17 protein-coding genes are annotated in these 17360 nt (G+C 62.1%); 10 read left to right on the top strand and 7 right to left on the bottom strand.

Translation table 11 applies throughout. From position 1 onward, the window contains the following. The 4 genes from JWP26_RS10070 to JWP26_RS10055 all read right to left on the bottom strand — a co-directional run bounded on the left by JWP26_RS10070 (window position 1) and on the right by JWP26_RS10055 (window position 4444). Window positions 1–1086 (bottom strand): ABC transporter ATP-binding protein, encoded by a 1086-nt coding sequence (locus JWP26_RS10070; protein ID WP_299726656.1) that lies wholly within the window; start codon window positions 1084–1086, stop codon window positions 1–3. Between the two features lie 8 nt (window positions 1087–1094). Next, window positions 1095–1970 carry a carbohydrate ABC transporter permease gene (locus JWP26_RS10065; RefSeq protein WP_299726653.1) on the bottom strand — a complete coding sequence of 292 codons (876 nt, stop codon included), beginning with the start codon at window positions 1968–1970 and terminating at the stop codon, window positions 1095–1097. Then, the gene (locus JWP26_RS10060; protein ID WP_299726730.1) at window positions 1967–2854 is read right to left on the bottom strand and encodes a carbohydrate ABC transporter permease; all 888 of its coding nucleotides are present in this window, start codon (window positions 2852–2854) and stop codon (window positions 1967–1969) included. Before JWP26_RS10060 ends, JWP26_RS10065 begins: the two co-directional genes overlap by 4 nt. Window positions 2855–3007: 153 nt before the next feature. Next, a complete protein-coding gene (locus tag JWP26_RS10055; RefSeq protein ID WP_299726727.1) occupies window positions 3008–4444 on the bottom strand; it encodes an extracellular solute-binding protein in 1437 nt (478 codons plus the stop codon). Window positions 4445–4781: 337 nt separating this feature from the next. Between JWP26_RS10055 and JWP26_RS10050 the strand changes: the two genes are divergently transcribed. The 4 genes from JWP26_RS10050 (at window position 4782) to JWP26_RS10035 (ending at window position 8603) form a co-directional block, all read left to right on the top strand. Beyond that, a complete protein-coding gene (locus JWP26_RS10050; RefSeq protein WP_299726650.1) occupies window positions 4782–5486 on the top strand; it encodes a GntR family transcriptional regulator in 705 nt (234 codons plus the stop codon). A gap of 22 nt (window positions 5487–5508) precedes the next feature. After that, the gene (locus tag JWP26_RS10045; RefSeq protein WP_299726648.1) at window positions 5509–6870 is read left to right on the top strand and encodes a mandelate racemase/muconate lactonizing enzyme family protein; all 1362 of its coding nucleotides are present in this window, start codon (window positions 5509–5511) and stop codon (window positions 6868–6870) included. Window positions 6871–7064: 194 nt separating this feature from the next. After that, the gene (locus JWP26_RS10040) at window positions 7065–7391 is read left to right on the top strand and encodes an NIPSNAP family protein (RefSeq protein WP_299726645.1); all 327 of its coding nucleotides are present in this window, start codon (window positions 7065–7067) and stop codon (window positions 7389–7391) included. A gap of 9 nt (window positions 7392–7400) precedes the next feature. Beyond that, a complete protein-coding gene (locus JWP26_RS10035; protein ID WP_299726642.1) occupies window positions 7401–8603 on the top strand; it encodes a mandelate racemase/muconate lactonizing enzyme family protein in 1203 nt (400 codons plus the stop codon). 14 nt (window positions 8604–8617) lie between these two features. On the opposite strand, the gene JWP26_RS10030 is transcribed toward JWP26_RS10035, so the two are convergent. The 3 genes from JWP26_RS10030 to JWP26_RS10020 form a co-directional block, all read right to left on the bottom strand. After that, on the bottom strand, window positions 8618–10951 hold the full coding sequence (locus tag JWP26_RS10030) for an EAL domain-containing protein (RefSeq protein ID WP_299726639.1): 2334 nt from the start codon (window positions 10949–10951) through the stop codon (window positions 8618–8620). Between the two features lie 30 nt (window positions 10952–10981). Further along, window positions 10982–11458 carry a molybdopterin-dependent oxidoreductase gene (locus JWP26_RS10025; RefSeq protein WP_299726636.1) on the bottom strand — a complete coding sequence of 159 codons (477 nt, stop codon included), beginning with the start codon at window positions 11456–11458 and terminating at the stop codon, window positions 10982–10984. A gap of 272 nt (window positions 11459–11730) precedes the next feature. Beyond that, entirely contained in the window at window positions 11731–12846 is a 1116-nt protein-coding gene (locus JWP26_RS10020; protein WP_299726633.1) for an NAD(P)/FAD-dependent oxidoreductase, read from the bottom strand. Between the two features lie 85 nt (window positions 12847–12931). On the opposite strand from JWP26_RS10020, the gene JWP26_RS10015 reads away from it, so the two are divergent. From JWP26_RS10015 to JWP26_RS09990, 6 genes are all read left to right on the top strand, one after another. Continuing rightward, entirely contained in the window at window positions 12932–13390 is a 459-nt protein-coding gene (locus tag JWP26_RS10015) for a MarR family winged helix-turn-helix transcriptional regulator (RefSeq protein ID WP_299726630.1), read from the top strand. A 170-nt stretch (window positions 13391–13560) separates the two neighbouring features. Further along, on the top strand, window positions 13561–14436 hold the full coding sequence (gene kdsA / locus JWP26_RS10010) for a 3-deoxy-8-phosphooctulonate synthase (RefSeq protein ID WP_299726627.1): 876 nt from the start codon (window positions 13561–13563) through the stop codon (window positions 14434–14436). Between the two features lie 40 nt (window positions 14437–14476). After that, complete coding sequence (locus JWP26_RS10005) at window positions 14477–14902, top strand: CBS domain-containing protein (protein WP_299726624.1); 426 nt, start codon at window positions 14477–14479, stop codon at window positions 14900–14902. A 118-nt stretch (window positions 14903–15020) separates the two neighbouring features. Continuing rightward, window positions 15021–15818, top strand: coding sequence for an aldolase/citrate lyase family protein (locus JWP26_RS10000; RefSeq protein ID WP_299726621.1), 798 nt, complete (start codon window positions 15021–15023; stop codon window positions 15816–15818). 3 nt (window positions 15819–15821) lie between these two features. Further along, a complete protein-coding gene (locus tag JWP26_RS09995) occupies window positions 15822–16601 on the top strand; it encodes an SDR family oxidoreductase (protein ID WP_299726618.1) in 780 nt (259 codons plus the stop codon). Between the two features lie 7 nt (window positions 16602–16608). Then, window positions 16609–17355 carry an SDR family NAD(P)-dependent oxidoreductase gene (locus tag JWP26_RS09990; protein ID WP_299726615.1) on the top strand — a complete coding sequence of 249 codons (747 nt, stop codon included), beginning with the start codon at window positions 16609–16611 and terminating at the stop codon, window positions 17353–17355. The last annotated feature ends 5 nt before the right edge of the window (window positions 17356–17360 follow it).

The following is a 17360-nucleotide window of genomic DNA, read 5'->3' as shown; positions in this document are numbered from 1 at the left end:
TCAGGCCGCCTGCAATGCCATGGTGGTGGCGCCATCGAACAGATGCATGCGGTCCTGGTCGAACTCGATCCACACCATCTCGTCGGGCGCGATGATCACGCTGGGGTCGAGGCTGATATTGACCACGGCGCCGTTGATGAACACCTGGGCGAAGGTGACGTCGCCGGTGGGCTCGACGGTATAGACCTTGCCGGGCACCGAGCCGGGCACCACGGATTTGTGCAGCTTGAGCGTCGAGTGGCGAGCGCCGAGCACGATGTCCTTGGTGGTCGAGCCGGCAGCCTTGCGCACGTTGGCGGGCGATAGCTGCAGTTCCCAACCCTCGGGGCTGCGCAGCGCATTGCCGGACACTTCGAGCGGGATCAGGCTCATGGCTGGGCTGCCGACGAAGCTGGCGACGAAGGTGTTGACCGGGTGGGCGAAGACATTGGCGGGGGTGTCGTATTGCTGGAGGAACCCGCCGTTCATCACCGCCATCTTATCGGCCATGGTGACGGCTTCGAGCTGGTCGTGGGTGACATAGACGATCGTGGCATTGAGATCCTGGTGGAAGCGTTTGATCTCGCTTCGCATCTGCACGCGCAGCTTGGCATCGAGGTTGGAGAGCGGCTCGTCCATCAGGAACACCGCCGGATCGCGCACCAAAGCGCGGCCCAGGGCGACGCGCTGCTGCTGGCCGCCCGAGAGTTCGCGCGGCTTGCGTTCCAGCAGGTGGGTGATGTCGAGCAGCTTGGCGGCGTCCTGCACCTTGCGGTCGATTTCCGCCTTGGGCAGCTTGCGCATCTGCAGGGGGAAGGCGAGATTTTTATAGACGGACTTGTTGGGGTAGAGCGCGTAGTTCTGGAACACCATGGCAATGTCGCGATCCTTGGGATCGAGATCGTTGACCACGCGGTTGCCGATGGAAATGTCGCCGCCACTCATAGGCAAAAGGCCGGCGATCAGGTTGAGTGTCGTGGTCTTGCCGCAACCGGACGGGCCCACCAGGGCGACGAATTCGCCATCATTGACGGTGAAGCTGACATCGTTGACGGCATACATGCTGCCGTAATTCTTCATGACGTGCTCGAGAATAACCCCAGCCATCTTAGCTCCTAATGTTTGACGGCGCCTTCGGTGAGGGCACGCACGAAGTATTTTTGCAGGACCAGGAACAGCACGACGACCGGCACGCTCATGATGAATGTCGCCGCCATCAGGCCCGGCCAGTCGGTCGCATTCTCCGAAAAGAAGCGCTGGATGCCCACCGGCAGGGTCATCTGCGACTGCTTGGTTAGGAAGGTGTAGGCGTAGATGTATTCGTTCCACGCCCCGATGAAGCTATAGATCGAGGTGGCGATGATGCCCGGCGTGGAGAGCGGCATGACGACGAAGATGAACGCCTGGAACCGCGTCGCCCCGTCGATGCGGGCCGCCTGCTCGAGCTGGATCGGGATGTTGTCGTAAAAGCCCTTGAGCAGCCAGATCGCCAGCGGCAGGCCGAATGTGAGGTAGGTCAGGATCAGTGAGCCGTGGGTATTCACGAGGCCCAGGGCCTTCATCAGGATGAAGAGCGGCACCAGGAACACCACCGCGGGGAACATGTTGCGCAGCAGCACCGCGAAGAACAGGAAATTGCGTCCCGGGAAGCGGAAGCGCGAGAAGGCGTAGGCCGCGGGCACCGCCACCACCACCGCCAGGATCGTGGTGATGGTGGAAACCCAGAGCGAATTCCAGAAATAGTGCAGGAAGTCCTGCCCGATGCGGCCCGACGGGTCGAGCAGCCGCGTATAGTTGTCCAGCGTCGGTTCGGCGGGCCACCATTGCGGCGGATACTGCATCGCCGCAAAACCGGTCTTGAGCGACGTGATGATCATCCAGATCATCGGCATCACGGTGAAGCCCAGCAGCAAGACGAGGAACAGCCGCCCGCTCCAGCGCCACCAGTCGACACTGCGCCGCCGCACGGCGCTTTCGGTAACTGCGGTCATGCGCCGGCCCTCTTGTCGTCGCCGCGGGTGAGGGCGCGGACATAGAAATAGCCCAGCACCATCATGATCAGGAACAGCAGCACCGCATAGGCAGCGCCGACCCCCCAGTTCTGGCGGAGGAACGCCAGCTCATAGATGTGGGTGATCCAGATCTGCGTCGAGCCCACCGGCCCGCCGCCCGTCATGATGAAGGGAATGATAAACGAGTTGAAGTTCTGCACCACCAGCAGCAGCACCGTCACTGTCGAGACGCCTTGCAATTGCGGCATGGTCACGTGCCAGAACCGCTGCCAAGCCGATGCGCCATCCACCTGCGCCGCGCGCAACAGGGATTCGGGCACGGTTTGCAGTCCGGCCATCAGCATGATCATGGCGAAGGAGAACTCCTTCCACACATTGACGACGATCAGCGCGTAGAGCGAGGTGGTGGAGTTATCGATGAAATTGACCGGTCCCTTGGTCAGCCCCACCGCGTTGAGCAGTGCACCGATGGCGCCGAAATCGGAGTGGTATAGCCATTTCCACACATAGGAGGCGGCCACTGCGCTCACCACCCAGGGGATCAACAGGAGGCCGCGCAACAGTGCCCGGCCGATGAATGCCCGGTGCAGCGCCAGCGCGGCGCCCAAGCCCAGGAGGAATGAGAACAGCGTGGATAGCACGGTCCAGATGATGGTCTGCCAGGTGACCTTCCAGAAGATCGCGCTGGTCAGCACGGTGCTGTAATTGTCCAGCCCGGTGAAGGTCTTGTCGGCCAGCGACAGGCTCGCGGGGGTTTTGTAGAAGCTCAGCTCGATCGTGTAATAGACCGGATAGGCGATCACGATCAGCATCACCAGCAGTGCTGGCGCAACATAGAGATAGTCGAAGCGGCTGGTGTACATGCGCTGGCCGAGGCTGGGCTGCCTGGGCGCCCGGCCAGGAACATCCCGGAAGATCGCTTGTCCCTGTACGCTGCTCACAGTGGCACCACCTTTGGCTATGAATAGAAAGGCCGGCGGCGGGTGGCCGCCGGCCCGAGGTTACTGAGGGGCAGATCAGATGCCGCCGCCGCCGCCAGCGATGATGGTTTCAATCTTCTTGGCGGCGTCTTCCGTCGCCTGGTCGACCGTCATGTTGCCGGTCAACGCGTTCTGCAGCATGTCCGGAACCACGATGTTCATGATTTCCGGCGATTCTGGCAGGACCGGGAACGGGATGCCGTTGGGCAGCATGGAGGTGGTCACGTCGAGGAACTTGATGGTATCCAGGCGCTGCTTCATCGATGTGGTGAGGAAGCCATTGATATTGCCGGGGTTGGAGCCGACCCAGGCGAGCCTGGTTGACCATTCCGGGCTATCCCACATGCAGATCAGCGCCCTGACGGCCTGCTCATCCACCTTGCCGCCATCGACGAATTCCGGCTTGACGACATGGATGTTCGAGCCGCCGAACACGACAGCACGCTTGCCGTCCGGACCCGTCGGCATCAGGCCATAACGCATGTTTTCCACGACGGCGTCCGCCGTTGCCTTGTCGGCACCGGTGGCCTTGCTGGCGAGGTCCAGCATCTTGGCGTATTCGGCGGGGTGGGCGATCATCATGCCGAGTTGGCCGGCGATGAACGGTGCCTGGTTTTCAGCCTGGGTATTGGTGAGGGCCGAAACCGGGACCGACTTGTCGACAGCGTACATTTGGTACGCAGCCTGCAAGGCGGCCTTGGAGCCGGCATTGTTGATCTCGACCGACTTGTAGGTCGGGCTTGCTGCCGTCTCGTCGAGCGAGCCGCCGCCGTATGCCCACAGCTGCGGCATGAAGCGGAACGGGGTGTTGCCGGCATTCTGCTTGGCCACGAGGCCATAGCCGGAAATGCCCAGCTTGTCGTGAATCTGCTTGGAATAGGCGACCACGTCATCCCAGGTTTTGGGCGCCGCTTCCGGGTCCAGACCGGCGTCCTTGAACACCTTGGCATTCCAGATGAAGGCCATGGTCTCGTTGTTGGTCGGCAGGCCATAGAGCGTGTTGTCGTAGGTCACCGATTTGAGCGCACCGGGCCAGAAGTCGGCGGCAGTGAAGCCGTAGTCTTCCGGCTTGACCGGGTTCAGGTAGCCCTTGGCGGCGAATTCGACGCCACCGAGAATCTGCAGGCGGATGACCATCGGGGCCGAGTTGCCGAGCAGCGCCGTGCGGAACTTGTCGAGCAGTTCGTTATAGGTGATCGACTGCACGTCAGTCTTGATGTTGGGGTAGGCGGCGTGGAACGCGTCCCAGAACGCCTTGTCCTGGTCATGGGCGATCTGCGGATCGGCCTCGAACGGGCCGGTATACCAGTAGCTCACATTGCCGGCATAATCGTTGGGCACGACCGCGCCGCAATCCTTGGCGGCATCGAAGTCCTTGGTGCCGGCGATCGACTTCACATATTCCGGCGACCATTTGCTCAGATCGACGGCCTGGGCGTAAACGCTGGTCGAGATCAGGGATGTGGTTGCCATCGCGGCCAGCGCAAACTTGGCGATGTGCCGACGGGTCGCCGAGCCAGACCGCTGCACGCGGCCTTCCGAATTCGTCATCGATAGTCCTCCTCACGTTCGGAAGACCGTCCGACCCCCTCGGTCGCACCGGGCCTTCCCCGCAGCATGCGCTGCGCCTCCTCAGTCGCAAGATCGTTTCGGTGCCTTACGTGGGGCCGGGCTTGCCACCCATGTCTCCCATACAAGACCGTTGCAGACTGCAAACTATGTGTCAAGTTCGAACAGATCGTACATTATTTGTGGCATTTTACGTGCAAACTGACTTGGCTTGCCGCAAAAAGCCGCCTAAACAGGCATTATGAGCGAGAACGATGTCATCCTCACAGCGCCCGAACCGGCTCTCGACCAGCCGGGCAAGGTCTATGAGGCGATCCGCGAAGACATCATTTCGGGCCGGCTGGAACCCAATGCGCGCCTCAAGGTCGCCGATCTCGCTGCCTCCTACGGCACCTCCACCAACCCCGTCCGCGAGGCGCTGCAGCAGTTGCGCGGCGAGGGATTCGTGGTGATGGAAGCCAATCGCGGGGCGCGCGTCGTGGCCATCGACGAAGCCTTCGTGCGCGACATCATCGAGATCGAGGTCTTGATCGAGCCGGCGCTGACGCGCTGGTTCGTGTCGATCGTCACCGATGCCGATATCGCCGAACTCGAGGCTGCGCAGGCCGAGATCGAGGCGCTCAATTTTTCCGATCCGCAGCGTCACGGCCAGCTCGATACGCGGTTCCACCAGTTGATCTACGATCGCCACTACAATCGCCATGCCGCCGACCTGTGGTGGAAGCATCGCGAGATTTTGCGCGCCATCAGCCGGCGTTTTCCCACTTCGCTGAGCCGCCGCGTGGCGGTGTTGAGCGAGCATCGCGAACTGATCGCCTGCATCAGGCGGCAGGATGCCGAGGGTGCCGCCGCGATCGTGGCGCGCCATGTCGAAGGATCGGGACGTCACATCATCGAACAGATGGGCGTCGCCAAAAGAAACGGGCCTCGCAAGCGCCCGGCATAGCATTTTTCTGAGGAGGAATTTGATGACCACCCCATTGGGACACGCCGAGACGATCCAGAACAATATCCGCATGAGCTCGAGCCCGAGCGACCTGCGGATCACCGACCTCAGGGTCGCCGAGATTGTCGGCGCGCCGTTCACCTCCGCGCTCATCAAGATTTATACCAACCAGGGCATTGTGGGCCTGGGCGAAGTGCGCGACGGCGCCAGCGCCACTTATGCGCTGATGCTCAAGAGCCGGCTGCTGGGTGAAAATCCCTGCGATGTCGACCGCCTGTTCCGCCGCATCAAGCAGTTCGGCGGCCATGGTCGGCAGGGCGGTGGCGTATCGGCAATCGAGATTGCGCTGTGGGACCTCGTCGGCAAGGCCTATGGGGTGCCGATCTACCAGATGCTGGGCGGCAAATTCCGCGACAAGGTGCGCATCTATTGCGACACCGATGCCGAAAAGCCGAGCGGCACCGAGACCGGCAAGCGCCTCAAGGAGCGCATGGATCGCGGCTTCACCTTCCTCAAGATGGACCTCGGCCTGATGCAGATCGCTGACGTTCCGGGCGCCGTCGTTGCCCCGGCCGGCACGCTCGAAGGCTACAAGATTCATCCCAGCCGCGGCTCGGCCAAGACGGCAGAGGACCGGCGCGCCCGCAATGCGGTCTACGACACCCACAATGTCCGCCATCCGTTCAGCGGGCTGCACTTCACCGACAAGGGGCTCGATCTGCTGGAGCAGTACATTGCCGAGGTCCGCGACGTGATCGGCATGGATATCCCGCTGGCCATCGATCATGTCGGCCATATCTCGCTACAGAACGGCATTCGGCTGGCCAAGCGGATCGAGAAATATGTGCCGGCCTGGCTCGAGGACGTGGTGCCGTGGCAGTATACCGACCAGTATCGCCAGCTTCAGGAAGCGACCTCTGTGCCGATCTGCACCGGCGAGGATATTTACCTCAAGGAGGGGTTCGAGCCGCTGCTGAAATCCGGCATCTCGGTCATCCATCCGGATTTGCTGACCTCGGGCGGTATCCTCGAGACCAAGAAGATCGGCGACGCGGCGCAGGAGCATGGCATCGCCATGGCCATCCATATGGCCGAAAGCCCGATTGCGGCGATGGCGGCGGCTCATGTGGCGGTCGCGACCGAGAACTTCATGGCGCTGGAATATCACTCGGCCGACGTGGACTGGTGGGACGATATCGTCACCGGCCTGCCCAAGCCGCTGGTCAAGAACGGCTTCATCGAGGTGACGGACAAGCCGGGTCTCGGCATCGATGACGTGGTCGACGAGGTCATCAGCCAGCACCTACAGGACGGTGTCAAAGGCATCTGGTTGCCGACCGATCAGTGGGATGATGAATATTCCTGGGACCGTACCTGGAGCTAGGCGCGAAGCCATCAGTCGTCACCCTCCCCCTCGCGGGGAGGGATCAAGGGTGGGGGGATGGTTAGCCCCGATCAACATCGGGGCTCCGAACACCCCCTCCCATCCTCCCCCGTCAAGGGGGAGGTGCCGCTTCGGTGGAGGTGGCGCCGCTGGGGTCATCAACAGGCAATACGAGAAGAAAAGAACGCGTCAACATGATCTACGAACTGCGTATCTACGACTGCCTGCCCGGCCGGTTGCCGGCGCTGCTCAAGCGCTTTACCGAGCATACGCTGGCGATTTGGGACCGGCATGGCATTCGCCAGGCCGGGTTCTTCACCACGGTGGTGGGCGAAAGCAACCAGCGCCTCACCTATTTCCTGGCTTGGGAATCGCTGGCTGAACGCGAAAAGAAATGGACGGCTTTCATCACCGATCCGGCGTGGCTCAAGGCCCGCGACGAATCCGAGCGCGACGGCCAGATCGTCGCCAATGTCACCAATCAACTGCTGGCGCCGACCGCCTTTTCGTCGGTCAAATAAGAGGAAATCATGAAGATTACCGATCTGCGCTGCGCCGTCATCGGCCGGCACCCCATCGTGCGCATCGTCACCGATGAGGGCATTTATGGCTTGGGCGAGGTGGAATACACCAAGAGCTATCTCAAGCCGTGGGTGCTGCATTTCCGCGAGGCCTTGATCGGGGAAGACCCGACCGATGTCGAGCGGGTCATGCTCAAAATCCGCCAGCGCGGCAGCTTCAAGCCCTATGGCGCGGCGGTCTCGGCGATCGAGCACGCGTTGTGGGACATCGCCGGCAAGGCCGCCAATGTGCCGGTCTACAAGCTCCTCGGCGGCAAGGTGCGCGATCAGGTGCGGGTCTATAATGGCTCGATCCGGCAGAAGCGCACCGGCGACCGGCCCGAAGATTATGCCGCCGACGTCAAATGGATGATGGAGCAGCCGCAGAACTTCTTCATGGTCAAGCAGGGCATTAGCTTTCATTCCAACATGAAGGACAGCATTGACGACTTCCATTATGGCCCGCGTCAGACCAAGGCCGGCTATCACGGCGCCATGGATCAGGGACAAATTTCCGAGCACGGCTTCAACCACATGCTCGATTGCGTCACCGCCATGAAGGAAGTGCTGGGCGACAAGGTTTCGCTGGCGCTCGATTGCGGCCCGGGCTGGTTCCTGCCCGATGCCATCCGCTTTGCCAATGCGGTGGAGAAACACAACCTGATGTGGCTCGAGGACATGCTGACCGGCGACTATGTGCCTTGGGTCAATCCGCAGGCCTATCGCGAGCTGACGCTGTCGACCACGACGCCGATTCATACCGGCGAGCAGATCTACCTGCGCCACAACTTCAAGGAACTGATCGAAACGCAGGCGGTGCGCGTCATCGGTCCCGATCCCGCGGATATCGGTGGCATTGCCGAGCTGAAATGGGTCGCCGAGCACGCCTATATGCACTCGATCATGATGGCGCCGCACGGCACCGCCAATGGGCTGCTGGGCATGGGCGCGCTGATCAATGTCTGCGCCACGCTGCCGGCGAACTATATCGCCTTCGAATATCCCAGCGCCTCGGACCCGTGGTGGAACGACATCGTCATCGGCCTGCCCAAGCAGGTGGTCAAGAACTCGATGGTCGATCTGCTTGAGGCGCCCGGACTAGGCCTCGATATCGATGCCGAAGGCGCCAAGAAGTATCTCAAGGAAGAGGATGCGGGCTTCTTCGATCGCTAGAGCCCGGCGTCAGTTCACCACTTGTGAGAGCGGAGCGGTCCGCTCTCAAGGTCCTGCTGGGTCAGCAGGGCACGGAATTCGGTTTCGGGTGTCGGGCGGCTGAAGAAGTAGCCCTGGGCTTCCGAGCAGCCGGCCTCGGTGATGATGTCCAGCTGTGCCTGGGTCTCGACGCCTTCGGCCGTGGTCTGCATTTTCAGGTTGCGGCCAAGCGTGGCGATGGACTGCACGATAGCCAGGCTATCGGGCCGGTTTTCGAGGTCGCGCACGAAACTCTGGTCGATCTTGAGCTTGTCGAAGGGGAAGCGCTGCAGATAGCTCAGCGACGAATAGCCGGTGCCGAAGTCATCGAGCGCGATGGTCAGGCCTAAGGCACGCAAGCGGCGCAGCGCTTCAAGATTGGCGGCATTGTTGCGCAGCAAGACGGATTCGGTGATTTCCAGCTCGAGCCGTTGCGGCGCGATCCCGCTATCGGCCAGCGCGGCCTTGACCATATCGAAGAGCCCCGCCTTGCGGAACTGGACGGGCGACAGGTTGACCGAAACCCGGATATGTTCAGGCCAAGCCAGGGCGTCCCGGCATGCCTGAAGTAGCGCCCATTCGCCCAGCAGGTCGATAACCCCGGTCTCCTCGGCAAGCGGGATGAAGTCCGCCGGCGAGATGAGGCCGTGCTCGGGATGGCGCCAGCGCATCAGCGCTTCGCCGGAGACGATCCGCCGGGTCTTGAGGCTGATCAGGGGTTGGTAAAAAAGCTCGAACTGGCCCAGCCTGATGCCGCTGCGCAGGTCGGCCTCGAGCAGGTGACGGCTGCGCAGCACCTGCTCCATGCGCGCGGTAAAGAAGCGAGACGTGCCCGTGCCATCAGCCTTGGCCGAATAGAGCGCCAGGTCGGCGTTCTTCATCAACTGGTCGGAATCGCTGCCGTCGGCCGGGGCTACGGCAATGCCGATGCTGGTGCTGACGACAATCTCGTGGTCCTCGATGTGATAGGGCCGCCCGACCGTATCGATCAGGCGCTCCGACAGCTCCAGGGTGCTGTCGAGAGACGTATCACCACAATAGTGCAGCACGGCAAATTCATCGCCACCCAGCCGCGCGACGATATCGCGGGGGGACAAGGTGTGCCGCAGGCGCTCGGCGACCTGGCGCAACAGGGCATCGCCCACCGGATGGCCCAGCGTATCGTTGACCTCCTTGAACCGATCGAGATCGAGAAAGAGGACCGCAAAGGGCTGCGCCCGTTGCCCCAGGCCGCGCACCGCTTGGGTGATGCTTTCCCAGAACAAGAGCCGGTTGGGCATCCCGGTCAGGGCGTCGTGGTGGGCCATGTGAACGACGCGGTTTTGCGCGCGGTGGCGTTCGGTGACGTCCTCGAAGGTGCAAACCCAACCGCCCTCGGCCATGGAATCGCGCGTGATCAGCAGCACCATGCCGTTGGGCAGGTGGTGGGCGCGCTCGTTGAGCACGGCGATGTCGTCTTCGTCGTCGTCGGCGCGGGTGAACTCATGGACGGCATCGGACAGCAGCTCGGGCGCGATCAGGTCGGCAATGGGGGTTCCGGGCGCGGCAAGGGCCTTGTCCAGTCCGAAAATGGCGAGGAAGCGGGGATTGCAGACAATGATGCGGTATTGCGTGTCCAGCAGGACCAGACCCAGCGACATGGCATCGAGGGCGGTGTCGAACCGGGCATTCTGCAGGGCCAGGCTCTGCTCCTTCTGCTTCAGCACCTCCTGCGCGCGACCTAGAAGGTTATTGTGCAGCAGCAGCAGGCCTGCCAGCGCGGAGCCGCAGGCGATCATGCCGATGGCGACCCAGGTAAAAGCCCATTGCAGGCCGAACAGAGCTTCCCGGTCCGCCGCGATGCGCGCCACGTTCCACACATTGGCATCGGTGGAAAGGCGCGCCAGCTTGGGATAGATCGGCTCGAGGATAGTCAGGATGCGCGCAGGCGTGCCGGGCTCGGCAAGATCGTCGAGCAGGGGCCTCGTGTCATTAAGGGCCTGTTCAAGGTCGTTCAGGATCTGGCCGATGCGCGGATCGGAGAGCGAAAAGGCCTCGATATCCCGGGTCCGCAGCGTCTTGAGCCGGTTGCCGACGATATCGAAGCGCAGCTTGACCTCGGCGGCGTTGGACTGGCCGCCCTCAAGGCCGAAGGCGCTGACGCGCTGTTCGAGGCGGGCAAACTCGCTGGGAGCCTGAGCCACGATCCAGGTGACATTGCCCAGGCCCACCCCTTCGAGCGCCGCCTGGCGCTGGAAAACCAGGGCGGAGATATAGATGGCCGAGGCGATGAAGCCCAGGATCACGACGGTCAGTGCTATGCGTAGGACGCGCAAGGTGGAAGAGTTCATTCCGTGGTTGGGGCGGCCGCCGATCGCGGCCTACTGGACGGTGAGTTCCTTGACCTGCCAGACGGCGCGACCGTAATAGGGCTGGCCCTGCAGGGTCGGATTGCTGTCGAACGGATAGATCACGAAAAACGGACCCTGGTCGTCGACCGGCATATAGGCGCCGTTGCGCTTGACCGCCAGGATGGCGCCGAATTCAGCGAAATCGGCGGTAGGGATATCGACGCTGTAATCGTTGAGCGCGGTGACGGTGGTGGTGTCGCCCTTGGCATTGGCCTTTTCGAGCAGCAGCGCCAGGGGAACACCCTCGAAATCCACCACGCCTTCGTTCCAGGGCGTCTTGGTCTTGATCGAGACCAAGCCCATGGCCTCAAGCTGGGTGCGATCGAACGTAACGGAGCCGGACGCGCCCGTAATGGTCACGGCCGGCACGTCCTGCGCCAGGACAGGGGTGGCAAAGGCGGCGAGGATGGCAAACACGATGGTGGTGAGGGAACGCAAAGCGGGCATGGGAGGGTCTCCTTTTACGTCCATTCTGGACTTGGTGCTTTCATAACTCGTTAAGCCCCACAGCATCATGAAAGCAGGCTTAACAAGCCGTGATCGCCAAGTGTGCATTTTTCCGCGGGTAGCCGTACTACTGCTTAGGCTCGAAATGGAGACACCCGCCAGCCCGTGCCCGTCGAGTCCTCGGGCGGTGGGGCTCGAGATCATTGACATCGCTGAATAATCACGACGTGGTTCCCGATGGCGGCCGGCGTCGAGGGCAAGCGCGATCTTGACTAGCGCTGACCTTCTCCCTCGGGTTCGCCGAGGCTCTCAAAGAATGCGAGGAAGCCGGCAGGCGCATCCTCGGCAAAGGCCAGGGTCAGGTTGGCCGCAGATTCTTCCTGGAAGCGGACGGTGCGCGCGGCCATCGTTGCTTCGTAGCGCGAGAAGGCCAGGTCAATATCGTGCGGGTGGGCGAGAATGGCTGCGGCGAGGTCCGCCGCGTCGGCCATGGCAAGGTTCACGCCTTCCCCGGCAAACGGCGACATCACATGCGCTGCGTCACCAATGAGGGTTGCGTCATGAGCATGGGGCCAGAACTCGCCCGTGGGCAGTGCATAGATCGGGCGCGTAATCGGAGCGCCGTCACTCCTGGACAGCACAGCGCGATAGTCGCCGGCCCAATCGGGGAAGAATTCCACCAGTTCGGCATTGGTGAATTGCCGGCGCACCATGTCTTCGGGCAGGTTCAGGGCGGCATAGAAACAAAGCTCATTGTCGGGTTCGCGATGGGCGAGCAGGCCTCGACCATGGGAGAGCGCGAACATCAGGCCATCGCCGACGATCCTCTTGGCCTCGGGATAATTGCTGTCGGCATCGAGATAGCGCAGTTCGACGAAGGTCGTGCCGGTGTAGAGCGGCTGCTGTGCCGTCAGCAGCGGCCGCACCCGCGACCAGGCGCCGTCGGCGCCAACGACGGCATCGGCCGTCAAGACGGAGCCATCTATGAGGGCGATCTCAAAGCCATTATCGGTGCGGTCGATCGACTTGACCTTGCTGTTCCATCGGATGACGCCCTCTGGCAGGGCCTCGACGACCAGACGACGCAGAGCGCCCCGGTCAATTTCCGGCCGCAAGCCATTGCCGGCGTCCTGGAAAAGCACCTTGCCGGTCCGGTCGCGCAGCAGCATGGCGTCACCGCCCTGCAGGACAAGCCGCATGGCCTGCTCGTAGAGCCCGGCGGCCTCGAGAGCAGGCTTGCCGGTTCCCTCGTTGAGATTGAGCATGCCACCCTGGTGGCGTTCATCGAGCGATCCATCGGCTTCCAGCACGGTGACTGCAACGCCGTTCTTGCCGAGCATGTAGGCGAGGAGCGGACCGGCGACGCCGGCGCCTATGATGGTGATCATGCAAATAATCCTTTCCGGGCCAGGTGACTTTCAACCAGCTCCATGGTATATAGGGTCCTATACAGATATATAGGATATTATGCAAGTGACTCAATCGCGCAAGTGGACCCTGAACACCCGCCCGGGGCATCTGGTCATGCGGCTGGCTCGCGTGATGGGGCGATACGCCGAGGCGCGAATCCAGCCGCTGGGCACCGGTATCGCCGGCTACCCGGTGCTCAACCTGCTGAGCGCGGCCGGCGAGATGACGCAGAAGCAACTGACCGAGCGTCTGAGGGTCGAGCAGTCCAGCATGGCACAGCTCCTTGGCCGGCTGGAGCGAGACGGGTTCGTGGTTCGCCGCAAGGATCCCGATGACGGGCGGAGCAGCCTCGTCGGCCTCACGCCAAAAGCCATCGACGCGCTGCCGCAGATCAATCGCCACATGGAGGAAGGGAACGACGTGGCGGTCGCCGGCATGACCGACGCCGAGATCGAAACCGCCATCGGCCTGTTGAAAAGGATGCTCGACAATTTTGAAGGCGAAGCCAATCGCGCCATCTAGGTCGCCCCATGCGCCTATCGCGCAATGAAGAGGGCGCAAGGAAATGTTGAAGAACTCGGCTTGATGGGCGATAAGCCCAATCCTGCGGGTCGATGCCGACTCCTCTCAAGATATCTGGATTTTTTCGCCTGCCGTGGAGTACCGCGGCATATAGGAGAGCCGTTTTGGACATGAAAACCATCACCGTGGGCTACGGAGATGTGACCAAGGTGCAGATTGGCCCCGGCCTTCCGCTCGCTTTTCTCGGCGGGCCCTGTGCCATCGAAAGCCGCGACCATGCGTTCAAGATGGCGGAAGCCATCGCCGAAATCACCCAGCGCGTCGGCGTGCCGTGGATCTACAAGTCCTGTTACGACAAGGATTGCCGCTCGTCCCCCGATAGCTTTCATGGCCTGGGCATGGACGAAGGCCTGACCATCCTGTCCGACGTCCGCAAGGAATTCGGCGTCCCCGTAGTGTCCGATTTCTCCGATCCGTCCTGGGGCCCCGCCACCGGCGAAGTGTGTGATCTGGTGCAAATCCCGGCCTATCTGTGCCGGCAGACCTCGATCCTGCGCGCCGCCGCGCTGACGGGTCGTCCGGTGCATATCAAGAAGGGCCAGTTCATGAGCCCGTGGAACATGAAGAATTCGGTGCGTAAGCTGGAATCCTTCGGCTGCCACGACATCATGCTGGCCGATCGCGGCACGTTCCTCGGCTACAATATGCTGGTCAATGACATGACCAGCTTCCCCATCATGGCGCGTACCGGATATCCGGTGTGCTTCGATGCGACCCATTCCATCCAGATGCCGACCTCCATGGGCGACATTTCGGGCGGCCAGCGCGAGTTCATTCCCTACCTGGTTCGCGCGGCGGTAGCCTGCGGTATCAATGCGCTGTTCATGGAAACCCATGACGATCCCGACAATGCCCTGTCGGACGCCAATACCGTGCTCGACATAAAGTATCTCGAAAACGTGCTGCGCCAGGCCAAGATCATGCATCAGGCGCGCTTGGACATTCTCGCCGAATTGGGCGAGGACAAGGTCCATCCGAACGGCTGAAACCTCGCAGACGAACCCAAGGTCAGAACAGGAGCAGACGATGCAGGACGCCCCGCGCAATCTTTTCGTCAAGGACGTTGCCTTGCCACTGGACCACTGTCCGGTTCTGGCGCCGAATGCCTTCTTCAAGACCGCTCTGGAGGCCATGGGGCGCAGCCGCCTCGGCATCGTCTGCGTGGTGGACGCCGATGGCATTCTGCGCGGCATCGTCACCGATGGCGATATTCGCCGCCAGTTGCTGAAGATGCAGAAGCCGTTTTCGGCTTTCTTCGGCGATGACGTCATCGAGCATGCCATCCCCCATCCGACGACGGTGGGGCCCGACGTTGCCTTGCTGGATGCCGTCAACCTGATGGAAGAAAAGCAGGTCTGGGATTTGCCGGTGGTCGACGATGGCGGCAAGCTGGTGGGCCTGCTGCATCTTCATCCCATTGTGAAGCTGTTGGTCAGCCAGCAGGACGGGTAACGTTACCCATCGAAGGGGCGTCGCCTTGACGCTGCCGCGCCACCAATTGCGACTTGTACGGCCCGGGTCAAATTGCTAGGCACACCCATCTTAACCATCTCGGTCACAGGATATTTCCATGTCGTATCAATTGGCCTTGGAGCGGCGCAAAGCTCTCAAGAGCAAGCTGCGCAATCGTGAGCGCGTGTTCGGCGGCTGGGTGTCCTATCCCGATCCGGGTATTACCGAGACCTTCGCGAAGGCGGGTTTCGATTTCATCGCCATCGACATGGAACACACCACGATTTCGCTGGCCGAGGCCCGACAGATCATCACCTCGTGCCATGCCGAAGGCGTGACCTGCCTGCCGCGGCCGGTGTCGCACAATAACGACATCGTCAAGCCGCTGCTCGAAGCGGGCGCGGACGGCATGATCATCCAGATGGTTGAAACCGCCGAGGAAGTCCGCAATCTTATCAACATCACCAAGTTTCCCCCCAATGGGCGGCGCAGCTACGGCGTCAATCGCGCCCATGGCTATGGCTTCGATTTTGACGCCTACATCACCGATTGGAACGACAGCTCCTCGCTGATCCTGCAGGTGGAGTCGATCAAGGGCGTCGAGAACATCGACTCGCTGCTGGCCTTCGACGAAGTCGACGGCGTCATGGTGGGTCCCTACGACATTTCCGGCTCGCTCGGCGTACCCGGCCAGACCAACCATCCGCTGGTCCGCGAGGCCGCGCGCAAGGTGGTCGAGGCCTGCGCGCGCGCCGGCAAGAGTGTCTGCACGCAGATCGCCAATGTCACGCCCGAGGCCGTCGAAGACGCCTTCGCCCAGGGCTACACATACGTCATCCTGGGTTCGGACCTGTTCGTGCTGACCAATTGGGCGCGCCAGACCGGTGCAGTCGTTAATCAGTTCCGGAAGGCCTGAGCCATGAATCAGTTCACGTCTGACCTGTTCGGCATTGAGGGCCGCGTTGCCGGGGTCACCGGCGGTGGCGGGCATTTGTGCGGCGAGATGGCCCGTGGCCTGGGCAAGGCCGGCGCCAAGGTCGTGGTCATGGATTTGCGGCTGGAAAAGGCCGAGGCCGTGGCCCAGCAGATCAAGGATGCGGGCGGACAGGCGGTCGGCGTCGAGCTTGACGCGACTAAGAAGGACAGCTTCAAGGCGGCGCTGGATCAGGCCGTTGCGGCATTTGGACCGCTCGACATTTTCGTCAATGGCGCCGGGATCAACAGCTCGACGCCGTTCTTCCAGATGGAGCTGTCCGAGTGGAATGCGGTGATGGATTCCCAGATCACCAGCACCTTCCTGGGCTGCCAGGTGATTGGCGAGCACATGGTCGGCAATGGCCGCGGCTCGATCATCAATATCTCCTCGGCCTCGGCCGGTCCGCCGCTGTCCAAGGCGTTTCCCTATTCGGTCGCCAAGGCCGGCATCAAGAACCTGACGCAGAATCTGGGCCGTGAGTGGGCGCTGCAGGGCGTTCGCGTCAATGCCATTCGGCCGGGCTTTTTCCCCACCGACTGGAACCGCAAGAACTTCATCACCCCCGAGCGGGAAGCGGCGATCCTGGGGCATACGCCGATGAAGCGCTATGGCGAAGTCGCCGAGCTGATCGGCGCGCTGATCTGGCTGGCTTCGGATGCGTCGGGCTTTGTGACGGGGGCCGAGATCGCGGTCGATGGCGGCTATTCCGCCATGACGATTTAGGTCCCTCATGTCCAAAACAGTCATCATTACCGGCGGCAGCAAGGGCATTGGCCGCTCGCTCACCGAGGGCTTTGGGGCGGCCGGCTACAAGGTCGTGGTGGGCGCGCGAAACGACAGCGGTATTTCCGAACTCGATCCGGACAATATCCGCTTCGTGCCCTGCGATGTGCAGAACGAGGCTGACCATCGTCGGCTGCTCGATGCGGCGATGGAGTGGACCGGCCAGCTCGATGTCTACATCAACAATGCGGGTTTTTCGGCCTGGCGGCCGATCGGTGAGATCGACGGCGAGTTCTTCGACGACATGATGGCCGTGAACCTGAAGGGCGCGTTCTTCGGTTGCAAGATTGCGTCCGAAGGGCTGCGTAAGGGCGGGGTGATCATCAATATCTCGAGCCTGGCCGGCAAGCGCGGCACGGCCAACAACTCGATGTATGTCGCCACCAAGTTCGGCATGAATGGCATGACCCAGGCTCTCGCCAAGGAGTTGGGACCACGCGGCATTCGGGTCAATGCGTTGTGCCCTGTGCTGGTGCGGACGCCCGGCCTGATGGAAGCGCTGGCCGTCGAAGGCTCGCCGGCCAAGGGCGATCCCGAGGCGTTCCTGGCCGGGTTCGCCGCGCGCGACGCGGCGCTGGGTTTTCTGCCCGAGGGCAAAGACGTCGCGGACATGGCGCTGTTCCTCGCTTCGGACGCGGCTCGTGCCATTTCCGGGCAGTGCATCAACGTCGACAGTGGCGTGCTGCCAGGGTGACCCAA

Origin of the sequence: Devosia sp., from assembly GCF_028290435.1 — a bacterium.
Lineage (GTDB): Bacteria > Pseudomonadota > Alphaproteobacteria > Rhizobiales > Devosiaceae > Devosia.
This window is presented reverse-complemented; position numbering and strand designations above follow the sequence as displayed.